The 23,157-nt window shown below is 55.1% G+C and carries 25 protein-coding genes; 12 read left to right on the plus strand and 13 right to left on the minus strand.

Annotated features, from left to right (window positions below):
* The coding region (locus tag V5T82_RS12355; protein ID WP_332895955.1) for a hypothetical protein at positions 1 to 180 on the minus strand (180 nt) is incomplete at its 3' end.
* A gap of 5 nt (positions 181 to 185) precedes the next feature.
* Here V5T82_RS12355 and V5T82_RS12360 point away from each other — a divergent pair.
* Positions 186 to 743, plus strand: a complete 558-nt coding sequence (locus V5T82_RS12360) for an NADPH-dependent FMN reductase (protein ID WP_332895956.1) — start codon at positions 186 to 188, stop codon at positions 741 to 743.
* A 115-nt stretch (positions 744 to 858) separates the two neighbouring features.
* On the opposite strand, the gene phbB is transcribed toward V5T82_RS12360, so the two are convergent.
* Together phbB and V5T82_RS12370 are read right to left on the minus strand one after the other, a co-directional pair.
* On the minus strand, positions 859 to 1,587 hold the full coding sequence (phbB, locus tag V5T82_RS12365) for an acetoacetyl-CoA reductase (RefSeq protein WP_332895957.1): 729 nt from the start codon (positions 1,585 to 1,587) through the stop codon (positions 859 to 861).
* Positions 1,588 to 1,645: 58 nt separating this feature from the next.
* Positions 1,646 to 2,821 carry an acetyl-CoA C-acetyltransferase gene (locus tag V5T82_RS12370; RefSeq protein WP_332895958.1) on the minus strand — a complete coding sequence of 392 codons (1,176 nt, stop codon included), beginning with the start codon at positions 2,819 to 2,821 and terminating at the stop codon, positions 1,646 to 1,648.
* Between the two features lie 282 nt (positions 2,822 to 3,103).
* On the opposite strand from V5T82_RS12370, the gene phaR reads away from it, so the two are divergent.
* A complete protein-coding gene (phaR, locus tag V5T82_RS12375; RefSeq protein WP_332895959.1) occupies positions 3,104 to 3,700 on the plus strand; it encodes a polyhydroxyalkanoate synthesis repressor PhaR in 597 nt (198 codons plus the stop codon).
* A gap of 186 nt (positions 3,701 to 3,886) precedes the next feature.
* Here phaR and V5T82_RS12380 read toward each other — a convergent pair whose 3' ends face one another.
* Complete coding sequence (locus tag V5T82_RS12380; protein WP_332895960.1) at positions 3,887 to 4,375, minus strand: hypothetical protein; 489 nt, start codon at positions 4,373 to 4,375, stop codon at positions 3,887 to 3,889.
* 143 nt (positions 4,376 to 4,518) lie between these two features.
* On the opposite strand from V5T82_RS12380, the gene V5T82_RS12385 reads away from it, so the two are divergent.
* Positions 4,519 to 4,809 (plus strand): GIY-YIG nuclease family protein, encoded by a 291-nt coding sequence (locus tag V5T82_RS12385; protein ID WP_332895961.1) that lies wholly within the window; start codon positions 4,519 to 4,521, stop codon positions 4,807 to 4,809.
* Positions 4,810 to 4,967: 158 nt separating this feature from the next.
* On the plus strand, positions 4,968 to 5,510 hold the full coding sequence (locus tag V5T82_RS12390) for a response regulator (RefSeq protein ID WP_332895962.1): 543 nt from the start codon (positions 4,968 to 4,970) through the stop codon (positions 5,508 to 5,510).
* Positions 5,511 to 5,557: 47 nt separating this feature from the next.
* Here V5T82_RS12390 and ettA read toward each other — a convergent pair whose 3' ends face one another.
* Together ettA and V5T82_RS12400 are read right to left on the minus strand one after the other, a co-directional pair.
* Entirely contained in the window at positions 5,558 to 7,237 is a 1,680-nt protein-coding gene (gene ettA / locus V5T82_RS12395) for an energy-dependent translational throttle protein EttA (protein WP_332895963.1), read from the minus strand.
* A gap of 82 nt (positions 7,238 to 7,319) precedes the next feature.
* Complete coding sequence (locus tag V5T82_RS12400) at positions 7,320 to 7,628, minus strand: (2Fe-2S) ferredoxin domain-containing protein (RefSeq protein WP_332895964.1); 309 nt, start codon at positions 7,626 to 7,628, stop codon at positions 7,320 to 7,322.
* A 146-nt stretch (positions 7,629 to 7,774) separates the two neighbouring features.
* Here V5T82_RS12400 and V5T82_RS12405 point away from each other — a divergent pair, with 146 nt between their 5' ends.
* On the plus strand, positions 7,775 to 8,362 hold the full coding sequence (locus V5T82_RS12405; RefSeq protein ID WP_332895965.1) for a hypothetical protein: 588 nt from the start codon (positions 7,775 to 7,777) through the stop codon (positions 8,360 to 8,362).
* Between the two features lie 6 nt (positions 8,363 to 8,368).
* Here V5T82_RS12405 and V5T82_RS12410 read toward each other — a convergent pair whose 3' ends face one another.
* A complete protein-coding gene (locus V5T82_RS12410; protein ID WP_332895966.1) occupies positions 8,369 to 9,442 on the minus strand; it encodes a response regulator in 1,074 nt (357 codons plus the stop codon).
* A gap of 200 nt (positions 9,443 to 9,642) precedes the next feature.
* Here V5T82_RS12410 and V5T82_RS12415 point away from each other — a divergent pair, with 200 nt between their 5' ends.
* Positions 9,643 to 10,335 carry a TetR/AcrR family transcriptional regulator gene (locus V5T82_RS12415; protein ID WP_332895967.1) on the plus strand — a complete coding sequence of 231 codons (693 nt, stop codon included), beginning with the start codon at positions 9,643 to 9,645 and terminating at the stop codon, positions 10,333 to 10,335.
* A gap of 7 nt (positions 10,336 to 10,342) precedes the next feature.
* Here V5T82_RS12415 and V5T82_RS12420 read toward each other — a convergent pair whose 3' ends face one another.
* The gene (locus V5T82_RS12420) at positions 10,343 to 10,858 is read right to left on the minus strand and encodes a hypothetical protein (protein ID WP_332895968.1); all 516 of its coding nucleotides are present in this window, start codon (positions 10,856 to 10,858) and stop codon (positions 10,343 to 10,345) included.
* 66 nt (positions 10,859 to 10,924) lie between these two features.
* Positions 10,925 to 13,225: an NADP-dependent malic enzyme gene (locus V5T82_RS12425; RefSeq protein ID WP_332895969.1), complete on the minus strand. Its 2,301-nt coding sequence runs from the start codon at positions 13,223 to 13,225 to the stop codon at positions 10,925 to 10,927.
* 359 nt (positions 13,226 to 13,584) lie between these two features.
* Here V5T82_RS12425 and V5T82_RS12430 point away from each other — a divergent pair, with 359 nt between their 5' ends.
* The gene (locus tag V5T82_RS12430) at positions 13,585 to 13,893 is read left to right on the plus strand and encodes a hypothetical protein (protein WP_332895970.1); all 309 of its coding nucleotides are present in this window, start codon (positions 13,585 to 13,587) and stop codon (positions 13,891 to 13,893) included.
* 9 nt (positions 13,894 to 13,902) lie between these two features.
* Here the strand turns inward: V5T82_RS12430 and V5T82_RS12435 are convergent, their stop codons facing one another.
* The gene (locus tag V5T82_RS12435; RefSeq protein ID WP_332895971.1) at positions 13,903 to 14,553 is read right to left on the minus strand and encodes a carbonic anhydrase; all 651 of its coding nucleotides are present in this window, start codon (positions 14,551 to 14,553) and stop codon (positions 13,903 to 13,905) included.
* 28 nt (positions 14,554 to 14,581) lie between these two features.
* Positions 14,582 to 15,370 carry an alpha/beta hydrolase gene (locus V5T82_RS12440; protein WP_332895972.1) on the minus strand — a complete coding sequence of 263 codons (789 nt, stop codon included), beginning with the start codon at positions 15,368 to 15,370 and terminating at the stop codon, positions 14,582 to 14,584.
* Positions 15,371 to 15,546: 176 nt separating this feature from the next.
* Between V5T82_RS12440 and V5T82_RS12445 the strand changes: the two genes are divergently transcribed.
* From V5T82_RS12445 to V5T82_RS12465, 5 genes are all read left to right on the plus strand, one after another.
* Positions 15,547 to 16,686, plus strand: coding sequence for a glycosyltransferase family 4 protein (locus V5T82_RS12445; RefSeq protein WP_332895973.1), 1,140 nt, complete (start codon positions 15,547 to 15,549; stop codon positions 16,684 to 16,686).
* Positions 16,673 to 17,617, plus strand: a complete 945-nt coding sequence (locus tag V5T82_RS12450) for a glycosyltransferase family 9 protein (RefSeq protein WP_332895974.1) — start codon at positions 16,673 to 16,675, stop codon at positions 17,615 to 17,617. Before V5T82_RS12445 ends, V5T82_RS12450 begins: the two co-directional genes overlap by 14 nt.
* Positions 17,618 to 17,719: 102 nt before the next feature.
* Complete coding sequence (gene thrS / locus V5T82_RS12455) at positions 17,720 to 19,639, plus strand: threonine--tRNA ligase (RefSeq protein ID WP_332895975.1); 1,920 nt, start codon at positions 17,720 to 17,722, stop codon at positions 19,637 to 19,639.
* A gap of 79 nt (positions 19,640 to 19,718) precedes the next feature.
* Positions 19,719 to 20,255 carry a translation initiation factor IF-3 gene (infC, locus tag V5T82_RS12460; protein ID WP_332896109.1) on the plus strand — a complete coding sequence of 179 codons (537 nt, stop codon included), beginning with the start codon at positions 19,719 to 19,721 and terminating at the stop codon, positions 20,253 to 20,255.
* 117 nt (positions 20,256 to 20,372) lie between these two features.
* Positions 20,373 to 20,918, plus strand: coding sequence for a protein phosphatase CheZ (locus tag V5T82_RS12465; RefSeq protein WP_332895976.1), 546 nt, complete (start codon positions 20,373 to 20,375; stop codon positions 20,916 to 20,918).
* Between the two features lie 33 nt (positions 20,919 to 20,951).
* On the opposite strand, the gene V5T82_RS12470 is transcribed toward V5T82_RS12465, so the two are convergent.
* Together V5T82_RS12470 and V5T82_RS12475 are read right to left on the minus strand one after the other, a co-directional pair.
* Complete coding sequence (locus tag V5T82_RS12470; RefSeq protein ID WP_332895977.1) at positions 20,952 to 21,602, minus strand: class I SAM-dependent methyltransferase; 651 nt, start codon at positions 21,600 to 21,602, stop codon at positions 20,952 to 20,954.
* Positions 21,599 to 23,095 (minus strand): tetratricopeptide repeat protein, encoded by a 1,497-nt coding sequence (locus V5T82_RS12475; protein WP_332895978.1) that lies wholly within the window; start codon positions 23,093 to 23,095, stop codon positions 21,599 to 21,601. The genes V5T82_RS12470 and V5T82_RS12475 overlap by 4 nt, the downstream gene beginning before the upstream one ends.
* Positions 23,096 to 23,157 lie beyond the last annotated feature (62 nt).

A 23,157-nucleotide genomic window follows, 5' to 3' on the forward strand; every position in this document is an offset into this window, starting at 1 on the left:
CCTAACGGCTTCGTGTTTCTTGATGTTATTCCGTGACGATAAGCCCATAGGCTCCTGCCTTCGCAGGAGCGACTGTGTATCGATATTGGAAACAATTAGTTTCAAAATATCCTGATTATCACCTGTTTTGAAAACACCTATATTGCTTTTAACGAAAAGCCACCCCGTGTTAGGAGCCATCCCCCATGAGCACTTCACTCAACATTGTCGCCTTTGCCGCCACCACGTCTTCGAAATCCGTCAACAAGCAACTCGCCACCTATGCCGCTGGGCTGGTGGAGGGGGCCTCGGTTGAGGTTTTGGATTTGAACGATTTTGAGCTTCCCCTGTTTAGCGAAGACCGCGAGGCCGAGCTGGGTCAGCCGCAGTTGGCGCATGATTTCTTGGCCAAGCTCTCCGGTGCCGACGCCGTTGTGATTTCTTTTGCCGAACACAACGGCTCCTACGCCGCTGCGTTCAAAAGCCTGTTCGACTGGGCGTCGCGCATCACCCGGGATGTCTATGCCAACAAGCCTATGGTTCTGCTCGCCACCTCCCCCGGTCCCGGCGGAGCCAAAACCGTGTTGGCGCAGGCCGAAGGCTCCATGGGCTTTTTTGCGGGCGACGTGAAAGCCACCCTGTCGGTGCCAAGCTTCTACGACAACTTCGACGTTGAGGCCCAAGAGATGACGAATGCTGAGCTGAAGGCTCAGTTGGTAGACGCCATGAGCACACTGAAAACGGCGGTTGCCCAAGCCGCTTAACGTGCGCTCCTCCTCCAAAGTCTCAAACAAAAACCGCCCCAGGAAAAACCCTGGGGCGGTTCTTTTTACGCGGAGTGTGTAGAAGGGGGGAGGTCCGCGTCAGCGAAGCCGAAGCTTAGCTGGTAAAGTATTGACCACCGTTCACGGTGATGGTGGAGCCGGTGATGAAGCCTGCTTCTTCCGAAGCCAAGAACACGACGCAGCGTGCGATTTCGGACGGCTCGCCCAAACGGCCCACCGGGATGTACGGCAGGATTTGCGTGGCCAGAACGTCTTCGGGGATGGCTTTGACCATTTCGGTGGCGATGTAACCCGGCGCAACCGCGTTGACGGTGATGCCTTTGCGCGCACCTTCTTGAGCCAGCGCTTTGGTGAAACCGATCAGACCCGCTTTCGCAGCCGAGTAGTTCGACTGACCCATTTGACCTTTTTGGCCGTTGATGGAGCTGATGTTGATGATGCGGCCAAAACCACGGTCGCGCATGCTGTCGATGACGTTTTTGCAGGTGTTGAACAAGCTGTCCATGTTGGTGGACATGACGTCGCGCCATTGATCGATGGTCATTTTGTGCAGCATGGCGTCGCGCGTGATGCCGGCGTTGTTGACCAGAACGTCGATGGGGCCAATCTCGCCTTCGATTTCCAAGATCGCCGTGTGGCAGCTGTCAAAGTCTGCAACGTCGAACTTGTGAACGCGAATGCCGGTCAGTTCTTTGAACGTGGCGGCGGCTTCGTCGTTTCCGGCGTAGGATGCGCAAACTTCAAGGCCTGCTTCTTTTAATGCGATGGAAATGGCTGCGCCGATGCCGCGCGTGCCACCGGTAACCAGTGCTGTACGTGCCATAGTGAATACTCCTGGGGAAGTCCCTGTAAGATGTTAGTTTGTTTTTGTACTTTTATGATTAGTCGCGTTCGACACACATGGCAATGCCCATACCGCCGCCGATGCACAACGTGGCGAGGCCTTTTTTGGCATCGCGTTTTTGCATCTCAAACAGCAACGTGACCAGAACGCGCGTGCCGCTGGCGCCGATGGGGTGACCCAGTGCAATGGCGCCGCCGTTGACGTTCACTTTGTCGGTGTCCCAGCCCAAGTCTTGGTTCACGGCGCACGCTTGTGCGGCGAACGCTTCGTTGGCTTCGACCAAGTCCAGATCGTCGATGGACCAACCGGCTTTTTCCAACGCCGCTTTGGACGCCGGGATCGGGCCCGTGCCCATGATTTCCGGATCCACACCCGTGGTAGCCCAAGATTTGATGCGGGCCAAGCCTTTGATGCCGCGTTTTTCGGCGTCTTCGGCGCTCATCAACACACAAGCGGCTGCGCCGTCGTTGATCCCCGAAGCGTTGCCAGCTGTGACCGTGCCGTCTTTGGAAAAGGCCGGGCGCAGTTTGCCCATGCCTTCGACAGTTGCGCCATGACGGGGGTATTCGTCGTCTTCCATCACGGTTTCGCCCTTGCGGGTTTTGATGGTGACGGGAACGATTTCGTCTTTGAACTTCCCGGCTTTTTGTGCGGCTTCGGCTTTGTTTTGCGAAGCGGCGGCAAATTCGTCTTGGGCTTCGCGGGTGAGTTGGAACTTGGTCGCTACGTTTTCCGCCGTGGTGCCCATGTGATAGCCGTTGAACGCATCCCACAGACCGTCTTTGATCATGGTGTCGACCAGCTCGGTCGGGCCCATTTTGGTGCCGGAGCGCAGGTAGGTCGTGTGTTGGGACAGGCTCATGTTTTCCATGCCGCCTGCAACCACAATGGAGCTGTCGCCGCATTGAATGGCTTGGCTACCCAGCGCAATGGTGCGCAGACCGGAACCGCAAACTTGGTTGATGGTGTAAGCGGTGCTTTCGACCGGGATGCCTGCGTTGACGGCAGATTGGCGGGCCGGGTTTTGGCCGGCACCTGCGGACAGAACGTTGCCCATGATAACTTCGGAGACGTCTTGCGCATCCACGCCGGCGCGGCTTAAAGCTTCGGTGATGACAATGCGACCCAGCTCAACAGCAGGCGTGGTTGCCAAAGTGCCGGAAAAGGCACCGATTGGAGTACGGACGGCGCTGGCGATGACGATATCGGTCATTAGATATTCTCCCAAGTTCGGGCATGTGTTGTTTTGGGGCTTAAGCCCTCGTTGCCCAGTTCTGAAACCCTGTGAACCCTCAGCTTAGAGTGATTTTCACCACGGTTGCAATAAAAATGTTGCACTGCACAAAAGAAATTTTGGCGGCTGCAACATTTTTTCATTGCATTGCAGCAAGCTGCGGCACAAAGTGATAGTGGATATTAGATAAAACTGAACGACAGTTTGATGACACGAACCGCGAAACCCGGCGTGTTTTGATCAAACTGCACAGGGGTGGGTATGGCTGAGAAAAAACGAAACGAAGACCCGATTGTCATTAAAAAGTACGCCAACCGGCGTTTGTACAACACCGCAACCAGCAGTTACGTAACTCTGGATCACTTGGCGCAAATGGTGCGCGACAGTGTTGATTTTGTGGTTCACGATGCGAAGTCTGGTGAGGACATCACGCGCCAAGTTCTGACGCACATTATTGTGGAAGAAGAAGCCAAGGGCACGAACTTGCTGCCGCTGAGCTTCTTGCGTCAATTGATCTCGCTGTACGGCGACAGCCTGCAGTCCATGGTGCCGAGCTATCTGGAACAGACCATGAAGGCTTTTTCCGGCAACCAAGATCAAATGCGCGAAGTCATGGAACAAACCTTCGGCGCTAACACCGCCATGAAACCGTTCGAAGACATGGCCCGTCAAAACATGGCCATGTTCGAAAACGCCATGAAGATGTTCAACCCGATGGCGCCTGGGCAAGGTGGCGTACCGGGCGCGGAAACACCCGCAGCATCTGCGGAAACGCCGTCCACGGACGAAAGCGACGATCTGCGCAAGCAGTTGGAGCAAATGCAGCAGCAGTTGAATGAGCTGAGCAAGCGGGGCTAAGTCTCTCGCGAGCGTCACGAATACAAAAGCCCGTCTCGTTGAGGCGGGCTTTTTTGTGCGCAATATTTAAGGCGTCATTCCTGCGCAGGCAGGAATCCACGGACTTTTCGGTTCAGTGTCTCTTGAGAGTGTTCCGTGACGTTAAGCCCATAGGCACCTGCCTTCGCAGGTGCGACGGTTTCTTTTTTAACGTAATACAGGATGAAAAGTTTGTGCCCGCCGTGGTGAGGATGTTGTTTCACCAGGAACTTTTGGATATCTGTTAGTACATTCTCTACACATTAACTTGCTCCTGGAAAAATGAACAAGGTGGATCAGTTTGTCATCTGCTTCATAACACCGTGGACAAAACGGGTCTCCCGTTGGGTTGCCGTTTTCATCTGCGCGAAAGTACATTTCATTATGGCGCACTAAAGTTTCGCGAGTTTCTAACCTCTTCTCAAGCTCATGGATCAATTCATCTTTGCGAATGTGATCGGTTTTCAGTTCCGCAACTTGGACCTGGGATTCCGCGAGCTTTGAGGTGAGTTCCGCAATTGCCATTTTCGCCTCGGCAGATTCAGCAATCTCTTTTACCTTAAGCAGACCCTTTGCCAGCTCAATTGATGCGCTTACGGATGTAATTAAAGTTCCCGGGTCAACCATTTCAATCTCCGAATCGGTGTTTGCAGCCATTATAACACCCTCTATACTTGTCATCCCTGCGAAGGCAGGGATCCATGGGCTTGTCGGTTTAGTGTCTCTTGAGGCTGTCTCGTGGCGTTACGCCCATAGGCACCTGCCTGCGCAGGTGCGACGGAGAGTTTAGGGAGGTTTGGGTGAAGCAACCCTGTGTCTACATCCTCACGAACAAGCGGTATGGCACCCTCTATATCGGGGTGACTAGTGATCTCGCTCGTCGGATTTGGGAGCACAAGAACAATGTCATTGATGGCTTTACGAAAAAGCACGGGCTACATCTTCTCGTTTACGCCGAGCCTCACGACACCATGGAAGCTGCCATTGTCCGCGAAAAACAGCTCAAGCTGTGGAAGCGCGAATGGAAAATCAATCTAATTCAATCCACTAACCAAAACTGGCGCGACCTCTACGCCGAACTCTGCGCTTAGTGCACCGCACACATACTTCGGAAGTATTGAATTAACCGAAAATTAACCATAGAATTTGTAACATAAATCAGCTCCCCAAGAGTGGCAGAAGTCCTCTCGACGGGCGTTTAACGGGAAGAAAACCTTCTCATCTCGGCAACCCAGAAAGGGGATCTGTGATGACCTTCAAGACTTACAACATTCAAAATGTAAACGTCCTCGTCGTTGACGATGACATCCATTCACGCCAAATCGTCAAAGGGATTTTGTGGGCTCTCGGTGTGCGCGATGTGCGCGAGGCCAAGGACGGGGCCGAGGCGCTGCGCATTCTCCAAACCTTTGCCGCAGACATCGTCTTTTGCGATTGGAACATGTGCCCCATCGATGGGCTGGAGTTCACGCGGTTGGTGCGCACCAGTACCGACAGTCCCAACCCGTTCGTTAACATCGTCATGTTGACGGCGCACCGGGAGTTTAAACACGTGATCGAGGCGCGTGATGCGGGCATCAACGAATACCTGATCAAGCCGGTTTCGCCGAAATCCTTGTACGCCCGGATTTGCGCGGTGATCGACAACCCCAGGCCCTACGTGCGGTGTTTCGGTGATGGCGAGTACTTCGGCCCAACCCGCAGGCGACATGATTCGGAACTCTACGCAGATGCAGAACGCCGCCATTCGGCCCCGGTCGAGGTCGCGCGTCAGTCGTTGGGGTATGCTTAAGTGCTGTGCACTAAAAAAGGCCGGATGTTGGTCCGGCCTTTTTTGCGTTAACGCGTGAGCGGTTTGTATTGAATGCGATGGGGTTCCACCGCGTCGTCGCCGAGCCTGCGTTTTTTGTCTTCTTCATAGTCGGCGAAGTTGCCTTCGAACCAGACCACTTCGGAATTGCCTTCAAACGCCAAAATGTGCGTGGCGATGCGGTCCAGAAACCAGCGATCGTGCGAGATCACCACGGCGCAGCCGGCAAAATCCAACAAGGCTTCTTCGAGCCCGCGAAGTGTGTCCACGTCCAAATCGTTGGTCGGTTCGTCCAGCAAGATCACGTTGGCGCCGGTTTGCAGCATTTTGGCCAAGTGCACGCGGTTGCGCTCACCACCGGAAAGCTGGCCGACTTTCTTTTGTTGGTCGCCGCCTTTGAAGTTGAACCACGACACATAGGCGCGCGACTGAACCTCTTTGCCGCCCAGCTGAATGATGTCGAGCCCGTCCGAGATTTCCTCCCACACGCCTTTGCTGTCATCTAGGGTGTCGCGGGACTGATCCACGTAACCGAGCTTAACGCTGTCGCCGATTTTCAGCGCGCCGCCATCGGGCTCGTCTTTGCCGGTGATCATGCGAAACAGGGTGGTTTTACCCGCACCATTGGCGCCGATGATGCCGACAATCCCGCCCGGCGGCAGTTTGAAGTCCAAATTGTCGATCAACATCTTGTCGCCAAAACCCTTGGTGAGGCCTTCGGCTTCGATGACGTTTTGGCCCAAACGCGGCCCGGCGGGGATGGTGATTTGGGCCTGGCCGATGCGCTTGTCTTTGTCTTGGGCCAGCAATTCTTCATAGGCCGAAATACGCGCTTTGGATTTGGATTGGCGCGCTTTGGGCGATTGGCGGATCCATTCCAATTCGTGTTTGAGGGTGCGTTGACGCCCGGTTTCTTCTTTTTCTTCGTGGGCCAGACGTTTTTCTTGTTGTTCCAGCCAGCTGGAATAGTTGCCTTCGTACGGAATGCCGCGACCGCGATCCAGTTCCAAAATCCAGCCCGTGACGTTGTCCAGGAAGTACCGATCGTGGGTCACGATCATCACGGTGCCTTTGTAGTCTTCCAAGTGGCGTTCCAACCAAGCCACCGATTCCGCGTCCAAGTGGTTGGTGGGTTCATCCAGCAGCAAGATGTCGGGCTTTTGCAGCAACAAACGGCACAGCGCGATTCGGCGTTTTTCACCGCCCGAAAGCTGTTCCACCGAGCTGTCGGCCGGCGGGCAGCGCAGGGCGTCCATGGCGATTTCGATGGTGCGTTCCAGCTCCCAGCCGTCACACGCGTCGATCTTTTCTTGCAGCTCGCCTTGTTCTTCCAACAGAGCGGTCATTTCATCGTCTTCCATGGGTTCGGCGAACTTCATGGAAATTTCGTTGAAGCGGTCCAGCAAATCTTTGGTTTCGCCCAAACCATGCATCACGTTTTCAACCACGCTCAAAGAATTGTCGAGCTCCGGTTCTTGTTCCAGATAGCCGACTTTGACGCCGTCCGCCGCCCAGGCTTCGCCGTTATAATCGGTGTCGATGCCAGCCATGATTTTGAGCAGCGTGGATTTACCCGCACCGTTGTGGCCCAGGACGCCGATTTTGACACCGGGCAGGAAAGACAGGGTGATGCCCTTCAAAATTTCTTTGCCGCCGGGGAAGACCTTGGACAGGTTCTTCATGACATAGATGTATTGGTAAGCCGCCATGGACTGAGCGCTCCGCATGAGTTGTCGGTGAGTTTGGTCACTGGTTTTAACCCATCGCTACGGCGATGGGCAATTGCAATGTTTAGGATTTGGCAGACGCCAGCTTTTCGGCGTCGTCGAGAATGGCGTCGATCTGGTCGAGCTCAACCTCGTGATAAAAATCCCCACCGATGATTTTGACGTTGGGACCTTCGCCGCAATAGCCCATGCACACGCTTTCTTTGACGCTGATCAAGGGATGGTCGTCAAGAGTCCGCGCATCGGCGCGGTCCTGCATGGCTTTGAGCAGGGCTTTCGACTGGCTGCCGGCACACGAATTCCCGCTCATGCGCAGGTTGGTGCAGACGAACACGGAGACTTTGGGCTTAAGGGTCGTTTGTGGATTGCTCATGGCATAAGCTTTGCCCGGAAAAGACGGCGTGGTCAACCCTGTAAAGAGACATTACTAAAAGTAGATTGAACTGACTTGTGAGTTCTGTATAGTTGCATGCAGTTAACCTGTAGTGTGCAAATTCAATTCAATAGCAGGGGTGGATTTTGATGATTGGTCTGAGAAATAAGGTGAGCCGTTTTGTGAAAGTGGGCTTAGGGGTGGTCATTTGTGCCGGGGCTTTGTCGGCCTGTCAAACAACGAGCCAACCGCTTGAGAAAAAAGATGTCACGCTTGATGACATCCACATCGTCTTGCCGGACAGTCTGTTGAATTTGAAGGGGTTTGAAATTGAACGCATATTCGTTCAAGAAGAGGGCAGCTATGTGAACGAAGAGGTCAAGTTCAAGGGTGGATTTTTTAGTTTTGAACGCTATTTCAGGGGTGGTTTTACCCGTGTCAGTGAACACAACCTCGACAAAATAGTCGGTAAATATTACAGCAGTTTTGAGCCCCTCAAACCAAGCGCTGCGGTACATGCGAATGTCGGCACGCTGTACCATACGACAATTTATAATGGGAAAGAGGATGTGACTTGCGTGGTCGGCATGGGCAACCAGGGCCGCACGATCGCGTTGACACGAGGTCCTGGGTATACGGGACGTATCAGCGGTCAGCATTGTGAAATCGGCAAAAAACCAGACTTGGATACAGTCGTTTTGCCATTGCTGAAGAAAATTAAGCTGCGGTCTTAAGCACCATCACCCAAACTGCGCCACACCTTTGCGGTGGGGGTTGATCGGCAGCGGGGCCATGAGCTTTTTGTCGAGTTTGCGCAATTGCAGGCTTAGCTCTTGTCCCAGCGCACCGCCGTCGCCTTGGATGTCTTGACGCACCACGATGTCGAGCCCATTGATCGCCGCGTCGAAGATTTCGCGGGTTTGGTTCCACATGCGGATGTCGACCTTGATGGCACGCGCCAACGTGCGGGCAAAGGCTGAAATCAGCGGATAGCCCATCAACGTGCCTTCCAACTGCAAGCGGTTCACCAAGTTCGTCATCAGGGAAATGTTGCGCGCGCGCATGTCTTCGTTTTGATCGGATAAACGGTAGGCGAGGCGCAAAACCTCGACGTCGCCCAGCACCCATTCGGCATAGGTTTGTGTGTGTGGAGCCAGCAGGTGGTGGGCCTGGAACTTTTCTTGGACTTCGATTTGGTCGCGCATGCGGCCCAGGGCGATTTCAGCCAAATAGTGCGGCAGGTCGAAGCACCCGACATCCGGGTCGGCACCTTTGCCCAAGATTTCGATATAGGGTTTTTTGATGCGGCGATTTTCTTCCAACACGACTTCGGTGGTGTTGCGCCTGCGGTCGGGACCAAAATAGGCTTTGGATTTGAAAAAGGCCGGGTTGGCGCCCATCACGTTGAGCACGTGCTTGCGCAAGGAATTGATGGAAAACGGCTTGGCAAAAACGGCGTTGGCCCCGGCGCCCCGGGCGCGCTCGACCTTTTCAGAGTCCAAATCCCCGCTCATGATAATGGTGCGCAAAAAGCGATCGGGGGATTCGGCGTGGCTGCGCACCCAGTTGAGCAACATCATCCCGCCGACGGGTTCCATGTCCCATTCGGTGATGAGCAAATCAACCGGGGGGGTGTTGGAATTGAGCACGGTGTGGTTGGAATGGCGCAACTGTTCGATCGCGGCCGCCCCGTTCGCGACGGAGTTGACCGTGCCCACTCCGATGTCTTGGAGTGTGCTCACCAAAAGCGCGCGTGACGAAGGGTTTTCGTCCGCGACCAGAACCGAGCAGTATTTGAGCCCTCTTTCGTCCATACTTCCAAGCCTTTAGGTGGCGAATCGCAGTTGCGCGAATCACACCAAAGCCATTATGGACGCGCGATTGCTAACGGTTTCTAAACGCACAGAAAAAGGCTTGGACCGCGCGCCTGGCTGCTTTGTGATTGAGGGCTTTGCCTATCTGGCGTTTTGCGGCAAGATAGTCCAATGGATCTAAATTGGTATACATTGAGGTTATGACAGACAGGATCTCCTCCCCATCGTCCGACGCAAGTGCCCGCCCACGCAAACGCATGGAGCGCGAAGAACGCGAAGCGCACATTGTTGAAGAGGCCATTCAGTTTTTTGCGGAAAATGGCTTCGAAGGGAAAACCCGCGACTTGGCGGACAGGATCGGCATCACCCAGCCGTTGCTGTATCGCTACTTCCCCAGCAAGGAAAGCTTGATCGAGCGGGTTTATGAAGAGGTCTATGTCAGCCGCTGGGATACCAACTGGGAAACCATGGTGGTGGATCGCGACCGTCCCCTTCAAGACCGCTTGACCCAATTTTACAAAGAATACGCCAAGGCCGTTTACGATTACGTCTGGGTGCGGATTTTTGTCTTTTCGGGTCTGCGGGGCATCGACATCAACAATCGCTATTTGGGTCACCTGCGCAGCCGCTATTTAGAGCCCGTATGTCTGGAACTTCGCCACGCATACGGCCTGCCCGATGCGTCAGAAGTTCCGATTTCGGATGAAGAGGTCGAGCACGTCTGGAGCCTGCACGGCATGTTCTTTTATCGCGGCATTCGTCACTTTGTGTACGGCTTGCCCATCACCGAAGATGTGGACGGTGCGATCGATAACGAAGTGCGCACATTCTTAAACGGTGCACACGACACCGTGCGCGACATCGTCGCTCGTCAGAACGATTCCAGCGCTTAAGTGCCCCTCACTTAAGCGCTAAGGTCATGTAGACGGTTCCGGCCCGGTGGCTCAGCTGGACCTTGATGCGGTCAGTATGGGGGCGAAACTCCAGATCGTGTTCGGAATTTGTTTTGCGTTTTTTGACGCGCCACGTGCGCCGCACGTCATAGACTTTTTTGCGCGCGCCATCCTTAAAGACGATCTCGCGCCCGCCGTCGTACCAAAAGTAAGACGCCAAGCTTTGGCGATAAACGGCGGCCCCTTTTTTCTTTTCAAAAACCAGGCCTAAGGCATAGATGTTGGGGCGGATTTTGAGGATTTTATATTTGGCGAGATCATAGCGTCCGTCGGCAAAGCCAAAGGCCAAGTCTAGCTTGGCGTGGGCATCCACAACGGTGATGGCGCGGGCTTTGGGACGGCGGTTTTGATCTTCGAAAAACCGCTGAACCTCATCGGCGGATACCGTCAGGTCCGAAGACAGCGCCAAAGCTTGGCTTGCGAACAGGCTTATGACGGCAAACAGAGCAAGGGATTTCAACATAACCAGGGCCTCCACTAATAGGAGACCCAGGTTACGGTGTTGAAGCTGAAGGGGTGCTGAACGCCTCTAGTTGCAGTTTTCGTCTTTCGCCAGTTGGGCTTCGACGCACGCCAAGGCGGTCAGGTTGAACAGACCGCGCGGGGTGACCGACGGTGTGACGATGTGTGCAGGCTTTGCCCCGCCCAACAGCACCGGGCCCACGCGCAAACCATTGCCCATAATTTTCAGCAAGTTCGACGATGTGTTGGCTGCGTCCAAGTTCGGCATAATCAAAAGGTTGGCCACACCGTCCAGGCGAGAATTGGGGAAGATGCGTTTGCGCAGGTCTTCATCCNGTTTGCGCAGGTCTTCATCCAATGCGGCGTCGGCGTGCATTTCGCCTTCGAATTGGAAGTCGGGCTGCAAATCTTCCAAGAGTTCCACCGCGCGGCGCATTTTGTTGGCCGATGTGTTGGACACATTGCCGAAGTTGGAATGGCTGAGAAGGGCCACCTTGGGCTCTTGACCGAAGCGACGAACCTCTTTGGCGGCGAGCATGGTGATCTCGGCGATTTCTTCTGGGGAAGGGTCCGGATTCACGTAAGTATCGGCCAAAAACAGCGTGCCCGTGGGCATGATCATGACGCTCAGTGCGGCGTTCACCGAACACTCTTCGTGTTGACCGATGACGTTCATAATATAGCGGTGGTGCCACATATATTGACCGTATGTGCCGCAGATCATTGCATCCGCTTCGCAGCGGGCGACCATGATGGCTGCAATCGCCGTTGAGTTGGTGCGTATGATGGTCTTGGCCGCTTCTGGCGAAACGCCTTTGCGTTCGTTGAGCTCGTGATACAGCTGCCAGTATTCGCGATAGCGCGGATCATTTTCCGGGTTACAGATTTCCACGTCGCTCAATCGTAGGCCCAGTTTTTGGGCGCGATGATGGATGACTTCGGGGCGACCCACCAAGATCGGTTTGGCCAAACCCTCGTCCAGCAAGGCCTGTACACAGCGCAGCACGCGCTCGTCCTCGCCCTCGGCAAAGACCACACGGCGCACATCACGTTTGGCCGCTTCGACAACCGGCTTCATCAACATGCCGGAGCGATAGACGAAGCGTTCCAAGCTTTCGATGTAGGCATCAAAGTCTTCTATAGGGCGCGTGGCCACGCCGCTGTCCATGGCGGCTTTGGCCACGGCGGGGGCGATTTCGACGATCAGTCGCGGGTCGAACGGCTTGGGGATTAAATAGTCCGGCCCGAACACCAGGTCTTCGCCCCGGTAGGCATCGGCGACCTCGGCGCTGGATTCGGCGTGGGCCAAATCGGCTAAGGCCTGCACGCAGGCGAGCTTCATGTCGTCGTTCACCGTGGTGGCACCGACGTCGAGCGCCCCGCGAAAGATGAACGGGAAGCACAAAACGTTGTTCACTTGGTTGGGATAGTCCGACCGCCCCGTGGCGATAATGGCGTCGGAACGGACCTCTTTCACCGCTTCGGGCCGGATTTCCGGCTCGGGGTTGGCGAGTGCTAAAATAATCGGGTCTTGGGCCATTTTAGCGACCATGTCGGGTTTTAAAACGCCGGGCGCGGAAAGCCCTAAGAACAAGTCTGCATCCCCGATGACCTCGTCTAAATCCCGTGCATCGGTGTCTTGGGCGTATTCGGCCTTTTGGTCGGTCATGCCGTCCGTGCGGCCTGTGTAGACCACGCCTAAATGGTCCGACAGGTAGACGTTTTCGCGCTTGGCCCCCATCAACAGCAACATATCCAAGCACGCAATACCCGCAGCGCCGCCACCGGTGGACACGATCTTGATGTCTTCGATGTTCTTTTCGACCAAGCGAAGCCCGTTCAACACGGCCGTGCCGACGACAATGGCGGTGCCGTGTTGGTCGTCGTGAAATACGGGGATGTTCATTTTTTCGCGCAGGGTGCTTTCAACGATGAAGCACTCCGGCGCTTTGATGTCTTCTAAGTTGATGGCGCCGAAGGTGGGCTCCAACATGGCGATGGCTTCGGACAGCTTGTGCGGGTCCTTTTCGTCCATCTCGATATCGAACACGTCGATGCCGGCGAACTTTTTGAACAGGACCGCTTTGCCTTCCATCACCGGCTTGGCGGCCAGCGGGCCGATGTCGCCTAAGCCCAAAACGGCGGAGCCATTGGTCACCACGCCGACCAAGTTGCCGCGCGTGGTATAGCGCGCCGCAGCCGACGGGTCTTCAACAATGGCTTCGCACGCGTCCGCCACGCCCGGCGAATACGCCAGCGATAGATCGCGTTGGTTGGCCAGGGGTTTTGTGGGGGTAATGCACAGCTTACCAGGGCGCGGCAGCTCGTGATAATTCAGAGCCGCCTCACGCGTCACTTTTCGTGTCATGATCGTACCTACTCACCAAAGGTATCATTTAAAAATGCACCCGTCGCTCCGTCGCACGAATTCCCCACAAATTCTTGTGTGCGCAGAGGTTATTTTTATACGTAGTACATTCGCAGCGGATTATAAGGAAAGATTCTCCCCTGCACAGGGTAAAAAGCATGCGCCAAGCGCGTCGCTGCTATGCACCGGGGGCGTGCGATGGGGCGGGCGCAGACATAGCAGAGTATGAACTTTGGGATGATTTCACTCAAAAATCGGACAAAATGGTCAAAATATTGGACAGAACGTCAAGTTTGGGTTTTGGAATTGCTCTATAATGCGCAAGTATTGCGTTAGAGGTGGTTTGCGGAGGGGTCTGAATGAGTGCGCAGTTTTTTCAGACGTACATTTTAGAAGATTTGATCGAAAAAATTCTGCACGGTGATTATCACCACGCGGTTGAGCTGTGGCGCGTGCGTGTTGAAGCCGTCGGCAAATGCGAACGTGTCTGCGGTGACGACCGTTTCACCCAAGACACCCTTGCCTGTGGACGGTGTTTGGCACGCAAGCTCTATCTGGAAGGGGCGCGTACAGCCAACGACAATGCAGGCCATGCGAAAACCGCAGGCACGTTGGAAGACTGGCTGCAAACGTTGATTGCCCCCCAAGTCAATCCGTCCCCCTTGTGAGTGGGCGGCTTATATTTCCACTTTGATGAATTTGTCGCTGTCTTTGTCGTATTGCGACATTTCGCCTTCGGCAATGTCGAGATACCAGCCGTGGATTTCCAGCTCGCCCTTTTCGACGCGCGAACGCACGAACGGGAAGGTCATCAGGTTTTCCAAAGACACGATCACGGACTGGCGTTCGCAACAGCGGTCCAGTTCGGCTCCTGTGGCGTCGGGGTTCTTTTTCTTCGCCAGCTCATAGCCTTTGTTGATGATTGAGGTCCAGCACGGCAAGAAGTGGCCGTCAATGGGGTTGCCTTCTTGCCCATTGACCATGGCTTTCACACCAGCGCAGTGGGCATGTCCGAACACCACGACGTTTTTCACGCCCAGCTTATCAACGGCAAATTCAATGGCGGCCGAGGTGCCGTGATACGTCACATCGTCACCGCCTTCGTAGGGCGGAACCACGTTGGCGACGTTGCGGATGGAAAAGATATCGCCGGGTTCGGCCTGCAACACGATGGCCGGATCGACGCGGGAATCGGCGCACGCAATGACCAGAGCCTTAGGCTTTTGGCCTTTTTCGACCAAGTCCTGATAGAGTTCTTTGTGGTCTTCGAAAAAGCGCTCGTGAAAGGTGGAAAAGCCTGAAACGAGTTTGTCGATGGCATCGTTCATGTGTGTGCTCCCTCTAACGCGACGAAAGTTAACCTTCAATATCGCTAAGTAGTGCGCCCAGTGTGCGTGTCAAGCGCATTAAGTCTGTGTCCGTCGACAAACGATGATCGCCGGTCTTGATGAACTGGATTTCCACATCGTCCGTAACCAGGGCGTCTTGGATCTTGAGCGCCGTTTGCCACGGCACGTCGGCGTCCTTCATGCCCTGGATCAGGCGCACGGGCTTTTGGATATTCAACGGTTCGCGCAAAAGCAAATGATTTTTGCCGTCCTCGATCAAAAGCTTGGAAATGATGTAGGGATCGTTCGGATCATAGTCATTGGGAACCGCGACTTGGCCTTCGGTCATGAGGTTTTCGCGTTGCTCTGGCGTCAATTCTTGCCACATTAAATCTTCGGTGAAATCAGGTGCGGCGGCAAGACCGAGCAAAGCTTGGATGCGTTCGGGGCGGTCGCGCGCAACCATCAACGACACCCAGCCCCCCATGGAGCTGCCGACGATCACCTGCGGGCCTTCGGTCAAGGTGTCCAACGCGCACAAAGCGTCCTTGGCCCAGTCCCCAATACAGGTTTCTTCAAACGTGCCCGACGACTGGCCGTGTCCGGTGTAGTCGAAGCGCAGAAACGCGCGACCTTCGGCCCGGCACCAGTCTTCAAGGGCCAAAGCCTTGGAGCCTTCCATGTCAGAGCGCAGCCCGCCGCAGAAAATCACCCCTGTGGGCTTGGTTTCGTCGGTGCGTTGGGTGAAGTGATAGGCGATTTTCGCACCGTCTTCGCGCTCGAGTATTTGTGGAGAATCGTCTGAAAAAGCTTGCATTTCTCTGGACACCTCACTAATGACCTGCAACCATGTTTTGCTATACTTTTGCACAAATGTGAAAAGGGGCGATAACCATTTTTGCAAACTTTAACATCCTTTGGCCACAGGCCAAACGGTCGCCAGACACCGAAAGTGCACCCGCGCCGCAAGCATCCCAAACCGATGCGCCCAAGGTGACGGTGCTTCAAGTCCTGCCCGCCCTGGGCGGCAGTGGCGGGGTTGAGCGCGGAACGGTGGAAATTGCGGGCTGCATTCACAAGACGGGCTGGCGCTCTTTGGTGGCCAGTAACGGCGGTCCGCGGGTTTATCAGCTCCAACGTGCGCACGCCGAACATTTCGAACTGCCCTTGCATTCCAAAAATCCGTTTGTGATGCGCGCCAACATCAAAAAGCTGCAAACGCTTATTGAAGAGCAAGGCGTGGACTTGGTTCATGCCCGCTCCCGCGCGCCGGCGTGGAGCGCGTATTATGCCTGCAAACGCACGGGCACGCCGTTTATGACGACGTTTCACGGCACCTACGGGGCGGGCAATGCGCTCAAACGCGCCTACAACGCCATCATGACCAAGGGTGAGCGCATTATCGCCATTTCGCGCTTTATCGCCGGGCATTTGAAACAAATGTACGGCGCGCCGGGGGACAAAATCCGGGTGATCCACCGGGGCGTGGATTTGGACAGCTTCAACACCGGCCTTGTCAGTGTGGAACGGGTGGTGAAGCTCGCCAATCAATGGCGGCTGGAAGACGGTTATCCTGTGGTGATGCTGCCGGGCCGCTTAACCCGCTGGAAAGGTCAAGGTGTGTTCATCGAAGCCATCGCCGCCCTGGGACGCAAAGACATCTGCTGCGTGTTGGTGGGTTCTGACCAAGGGCGCACGGGCTATCGCAAAGAGCTGGAACGCCTGATCGAAGCCAATGACCTGTCCGGTGTGGTGCGCATTATGGATCACTGCGACGATATGCCCGCCGCCTACATGCTGGCCGACGTGATTGTGTCGGCCTCCACCGACCCCGAAGCGTTTGGCCGCGTGGTGGTCGAAGCCCAAGCCCTGGGCCGTCCGGTCGTCGCCCCCAACCATGGCGGGGCGTGTGAAACCATTATCGACCGTGACACCGGCTGGCTGTTTGAGGCTGGCGACAAGGACGCCCTGTCCCAAGCGTTGAAAGAAGCCTTAGACCTGGACGAAGAAGGCCGCCAAGCCTATTCGGCGCGCGCCATTGAAAGTGTGGCTGAGAATTTCTCCAAAGACGCCATGTGCGAAAAGACCTTGGCCGTATACCGGGAAGTCTTGGCGGATCATGGCAAACTCTGACAACATCCTTGTCATCAAGTTGGGTGCGCTGGGCGACTTCGTCCAGGCGTTGGGCCCGGCCAAGGCCATCCGCACGCACCACCCAGACGCCGCCATCGTTTTGCTGACCACCAAGCCCTACGTGTCGCTGGCCGAAGCGTCCGGCCTGTTCGACGAAATTTGGACTGATGATGACAAGCCCAAAGCCTGGCAGTTTGGCAAGGTGAGGGGGCTCAGCCGCTTGCTGAAATCGGGTCATTTTAAGCGCGTCTACGATTTGCAGACTTCGGATCGTTCCAGCTTTTATTACCGCTTGTTTGGGTTTGGCAAAAAGCCCGAATGGTCGGGCATCGCGCGGGGCTGTTCGCACCCCCATGCAAACCCCAAGCGTGACGACATGCACACCATCGAACGCCAAGCCGAACAGCTCAAAATGGCGGGCATCGAAGATGTGCCCATGCCCGATCTCAGCTTCGCCAACAAGGACGTGTCTCAATTTGGCATCGAAAAACCCTTCGCCCTGTTGGTCCCCGGCGGCGCCCCCCACCGCCCGGCCAAACGCTGGCCGGTGGAAAAGTTCGTTGAGCTGGCCAATCATCTGTTTTCCGAAGGCATCACGCCCGTTCTGCTGGGTTCCCGCGCCGAGCAAGCCATCATGGGCGTGATCGAACGCGAAGCCCCTGGTTCGGTGAATCTGTGTGCTAAGACGGATTTCATCGACATCGCCGTGCTGGCCCGCGGTGCGGCACTGGCCGTGGGTAATGATACCGGCCCCATGCACATGATCTCACTGGCGGGCTGTGCATCCGTGGTTTTGTATTCATTCGAGAGCAACCCCGAACTCTGCGCGCAACGCGGCCCAAAGGTCGAAATTCTGAGGAAACCGAACTTGGAAGACCTGGGCCAAGACGAGGTCTGGAACGCTGTACGCCGCATTGCGCCGTTGTCTTAATCTTCACCGCAAAGAGGTTGCTTGACACAGCCCCGTTTCCCCTTACATTCCGGGGTTTCGACACGCATTCAAACGCTCTGATAGCGCAAGGCAATACGACATATGGTTAAGCTTACTCTTCCCGACGGAACCAATCGCGAATACGACGCCCCTGTAACGGGTGCAGACGTTGCGGCTGACATCGGTCCGGGACTGGCAAAAGCCGCTTTGGCGGTGAAGATCAACGGTGACATGGCGGACTTGTCTTTGCCCATCACCGAAGACGTGGACTTTGCCATCGTCACCGCCAAGGACGAGGAAGCGTTGGACCTTTTGCGCCACGACGCTGCGCACATCATGGCCGAAGCCGTGCAAGAGCTTTACCCCGAAGTCCAGGTCACCATCGGCCCGGCCATCGAAAATGGGTTTTATTACGATTTCTCCAAGTCCGAACCGTTCACGCCGGAAGATCTGGAAAAGATCGAAAAGCGCATGCACGAGATCGTCGCGCGCAATGAAGAGATCAAACGCGAAGTCTGGAACCGCCAAGAGGCCGTCAATTTCTTCAAAGAAAAAGGCGAACACTACAAGGCGCAGATCATCGAAGCCATTCCGGGCGACGAAGACATCACCATGTACCGCCAGGGCGATTTTATCGATCTGTGCCGCGGGCCGCACTTGCCCAGCACGGGCAAACTGGGCAAATCGTTCAAGCTGATGAAGCTGGCGGGGGCCTACTGGCGCGGCGACAGCAACAACGAAATGCTTCAGCGCATCTACGGCACCGCGTGGGCGGACAAAAAGCAGCTCAAAGCTTATCTGCACATGTTGGAAGAAGCCGAAAAGCGCGACCACCGCCGCTTGGGCAAAGAAATGTCTTTGTTCCACCTCCAAGACGTGGCGCAGGGCTCGGTGTTTTGGCACCCCAACGGCTGGACCATGTACCGTGCGATCCAGACCTATATGCGTCAGCGCTTGGAAGCCGCCAACTACGTCGAGGTCAACACGCCGCAGATGGTGGACCGCACGTTGTGGGAAGACAGTGGGCACTGGGAAAAATTCCGCGAGAACATGTTCGTGGCCGAATCCGAAGACCGCATGCTGGCGATCAAGCCCATGAACTGTCCGTGCCACGTGCAAATCTTCAAACAAGGCACGACCAGCTATCGCGACCTGCCGCTGCGCATGGCCGAGTTTGGCTCTTGCGCGCGCAACGAACCGTCGGGCGCGCTGCACGGTCTGATGCGGGTGCGCGCGTTTGTGCAAGATGACGCGCATATTTTCTGCACCGAAGATCAGATCGAGGCGGAAACCAAAGAATTCATTTCTCTGCTGACGTCGATTTACAAAGATTTTGGCTTTGAAGAGTTTGTCATCAAATTCTCCGACCGTCCGGAAAAACGCGCCGGGTCCAACGAAACGTGGGACAAGGCGGAAAAGGCTTTGCGCGATGCATCCGAAGCCGCGGGCGTGGACATGACGCTCAACCCCGGCGAAGGTGCGTTCTATGGTCCGAAGCTGGAGTTTGTGCTGCGCGACGCCATTGGCCGCGATTGGCAGTGCGGCACGCTGCAGGTCGACTTCGTCTTGCCCGAGCGTCTGGACGCCGGTTTCATCGGTGAAGACGGCGAAAAACATCGCCCCGTCATGCTGCACCGCGCGATTTTGGGCAGCTTCGAGCGCTTTATCGGCATTTTGATTGAAAACTACGCGGGTCGCATGCCCATGTGGTTGGCCCCGGTTCAAGCCGTGGTCACGACCATCACGTCGGACGCGGATGAATACGCTGAAAAGGTTCTAAAAGACCTCAAAGCCGCTGGAATCCGGGCCGAAATCGATACGCGCAACGAAAAGATCAACTACAAGATCCGTGACCACAGCCACAAAAAAGTCCCCGCCATTTATGTGGTGGGCAAACGCGAAGCCGAAGACGGCAAAGTCGCGGTGCGCCGTTTGGGCGGAAAAGATCAAGAAATCCTTGCGCTGGAGGAGGCAATTGCTATCCTCTCGGCAGAAGCAAAAGGCCCGCTCGCCGGGAGCTAAGGCCGCTTAAACAGATAATAATCTTAAGCACTGTAAATTTTTGCGCAGCCCGGCCGCGCACCATTGTAGGAGAAGGGCCATCGCCCGCCCACCGTTTAACAAAAAGCCGACCATCGAAGGTCCGCGCGTGAATGAACGCATCACAGTAACCGAAGTCCGTTTGGTCGGACCCGACGGTGAAATGATCGGCGTCAAACCCACAAAAGAAGCCATCGATATTGCTGCCGACTTCGGTCTGGATTTGGTCGAAGTTTCGCCCAACGCTGAACCGCCCGTGTGCAAAATCCTCGACTACGGTAAGTACAAGTACGAGGAACAGAAAAAGCGCAACGAGGCGAAGAAAAAGCAAAAGGTCATCGCCATCAAGGAAATCAAGATGCGTCCCGGCATCGACATCCATGATTATGAGGTGAAGATGAAGGCGGCGCGCAAATTCTTGGACCACGGCGACAAGGTCAAAGTCACCATCCGCTTCCGCGGCCGTGAAATGGCTCACCAAGATTTAGGCTTGAAAGTCTTGAACCGTATGCGCGACGATTTGGGCGAAACCATCAAGGTTGAACAAGTGCCCAAATCCGAAGGCCGCATGATGACCATGGTGATCTCGCCGAAATAAGACGGTGTGCCTCGCATAAGAATTGAAAATCCCGGCCCGGAAATGGGCTGGGATTTTTTCGTGGGTAATACCTCAGTTTGGGATGCGCAGGGTACCAGTTGGTGCTAACGTATTCATATGTCGGACAACATTACCAAGGGCCAATACGTTGAACTGTCCCGCCAGATCGTGCAGCTCTATGAGTATATGGAGCGCATCAAGGCTGAGATTGCGGCGGTCAAGCATCCCAATGCTTCGGTGGACCACTTTAATAAGGCCGCCGATCAGTTGGACGCCATTGTGCAAGCCACGGAAGAAGCCACCAACACCATTATGGAGGCGACCGAATCCACCTCAGAACTGGTGGAGGGGCTGAGGAAAAAAGTTGCCCAAGAGGACCTTGGGGACGATTTCGACCACATCATCGAAAACTCCAACAAGGTGTTCGAAGCCTGCACCTTTCAAGACATCACCGGCCAGCGCATTTCCAAGATCGTGAAAACCATGAACTTGCTGGAAGGCACGCTGAGTTCTTTGGTGGTGATTATCGGCAAAGATTCCATCGCCGCACTTCCGGTTGCGGAAGTGAAAGCCGAAGAAAGTGGCGGCGTGGTCATGGACGGCCCGGCGCTGGAAGGCGACACCACGGTCAGCCAAGCCGATATCGACGCGTTGTTCGATTAACTTCGCCTCACCAGGGGAAATGTCCTGCTAGCTCTAGCTGTTCGTGATAAAGCTGTCACTGTTGTGCCAATCATCCGCCTTCCAAATTGGGAATGAGTTGGTGTTGCGCCAAGCTGCCGAGCACATCAGCAAAACCGAGACGTTGGGAAAATCGATGGCAATGGTGTCGATGATGCCTTTCCACCAGTGTGGATTGCGCACGGTTATATGGGCATTTTCGCCGTTGGGAAGGGTGGCTGCGGCCGGATAGCAGGCAACGTTGAGAATGACGAATTTTTCTGCATACGAAAAAATATCCCGCACAACGTTCGGCACATCCGCAATAAAAATGTGTTCGAGCACATCAAATGAAATCACGCAGTCCACGCTTTGGCGTTCATCAATGGCGCGGGCCGGCTCGTACCGGTAGGCCTTGTCCAGCCCAAAATACTGCATGGCCGTCTCACCACCCTCATCAAAACCCGGGGCTTGCCAATCCGCACCGCCGCAGCCGTAATCAAGTATGGAGGACACATCGAAGCGCTTGAGTTCTTCACGCAATTCTTGGCGATAAAACCGCAGTTCAAAATCGCTGAAAGGGTCTGAAACCCGGGTCCCGTCTCGGCGATCATATCCGCTCTCGGCCATTTCTGTGTAGGCGTCGATGAGCTTTAGGCCTTTGGTGCTCGATATTGGATTGTTCATGTCTGTTCCCCCCTGCCCATATCGGACACAATTAAGTCGATAACTTTGTCCCACGCATTATGGCTGTCACATCTATACAGACGTAAAGACGGATACCAAGCCGTCTCACTAGACTTTAACAACCACCGCCAGTCCGGGACAAAAGGCAGCATGGCGAACGTCTCGACACCTAAGCTGCCGGAAAAATGTACAGTGGAATTGTCGATGGAAATCACGAGGTCTAGGGCGGCGATTTGTGCAAAGAACGCGTCTAAATCCTGCAGAGGATCGCAATCGGCCCACTGGTGTAACTGGACCTGATGTTCAGAGACAAAATTTTCAATTTCCTCGGCATGGTTTCCGTATTGCAGGGAAACAACGTTCACATCCAGACCAAAAAAGGGAAGAAACGTCTCCAAAGAAATTGAGCGGCGCAGCTGTTGGTGCTTTTTTTGCCCGCCAAACCACGAAATCCCAATTGTCTTTGAGCCAGGCAAGTCTTTAAAGCGGGACGCCCAGAACGCGACTTGTTTGGGGTCTGGTTTCAAGAATCCACGCCTGCCCGGAAAGTCCGCGCGTTGGTTTCTGAATAGGCCCGCCAGTGTGCCTGTTGGGCATTGAACGTCGAAGTCTTCGGGGATGGCATTTGTTGTGCCGGCGCCGACAAATTCACATTTTGGGAACGATCTTGCAAAAATGGGCACGAGCCTTGGGTCGCATTCAACAACGACACGTTTGAACGGCAGGGCTTGCACATCTGGCAGGCAAGAAGCAAACATAACCTCATCGCCGATGCCCTGTTCCTGATACAGATACAAAGACTTGCCTGCGGCCGTTTGGCCATCCCAAAGGGGCTGTGGGGCTTCTTTGAGCTGGCTCATCCCAACATCGAATCGATGGCTGTACCCTTGCCACCCTTGCCGGTATTGCCCCAGCAACAGTTGGCAAATCCCAATGTTGTATAGGGGTTCGGCGTAGTCCGGTTGGATCTGCAGAGCTTTTTGATAGGCGTCGATGGCGGCGTCTGGTTTTCCCAGGTCTTGCAGCACATTGCCGAGATTGTTATGGGCAACGGCATGGTTTGGGTTGGCCTCTATGGCTTTGGCAAAGCTGTCGGCGGCGCCGTCCAACTGATCCAGCTCCCGAAGCACATTGCCAAGATTGTTATGCGCCTCTGCGTGACCCGGATTGATGACGAGGGCTTTTTTGAAGCTTTCAGCCGCTTCGTCCAAGCGGCCCAGCTCTCTCAGGGCATTGCCGTAATTGAACCGTGCCAACGCTGAATTGGGGCTCAGGGCAATGGCCTGTTTCAAGAAATCACAGGCAACGTCGAACTGTCCGGCTTGTCCAGAAATGACGCCGAGATTGAGAAGAACTTCAGGCTGATTGGGATCGGCTTGCAAAATTTGGCGATAAATGTTTTCAGCTTCGGACAAGTTGCCAGAGGATTGGTGCGATAGGGCAAGGTTAAAGGCTTGCTGAAGCGTAAGCGTCTGTGGTGGTGGCGTGCTCATTTCTGACTTCATCTTTACGTTTTAACCGGACTGCACCCGAACCATAACATTGGCATCTCACA

This window comes from Magnetovibrio sp. PR-2, assembly GCF_036689815.1.
Lineage (GTDB): Bacteria > Pseudomonadota > Alphaproteobacteria > Rhodospirillales > Magnetovibrionaceae > Magnetovibrio.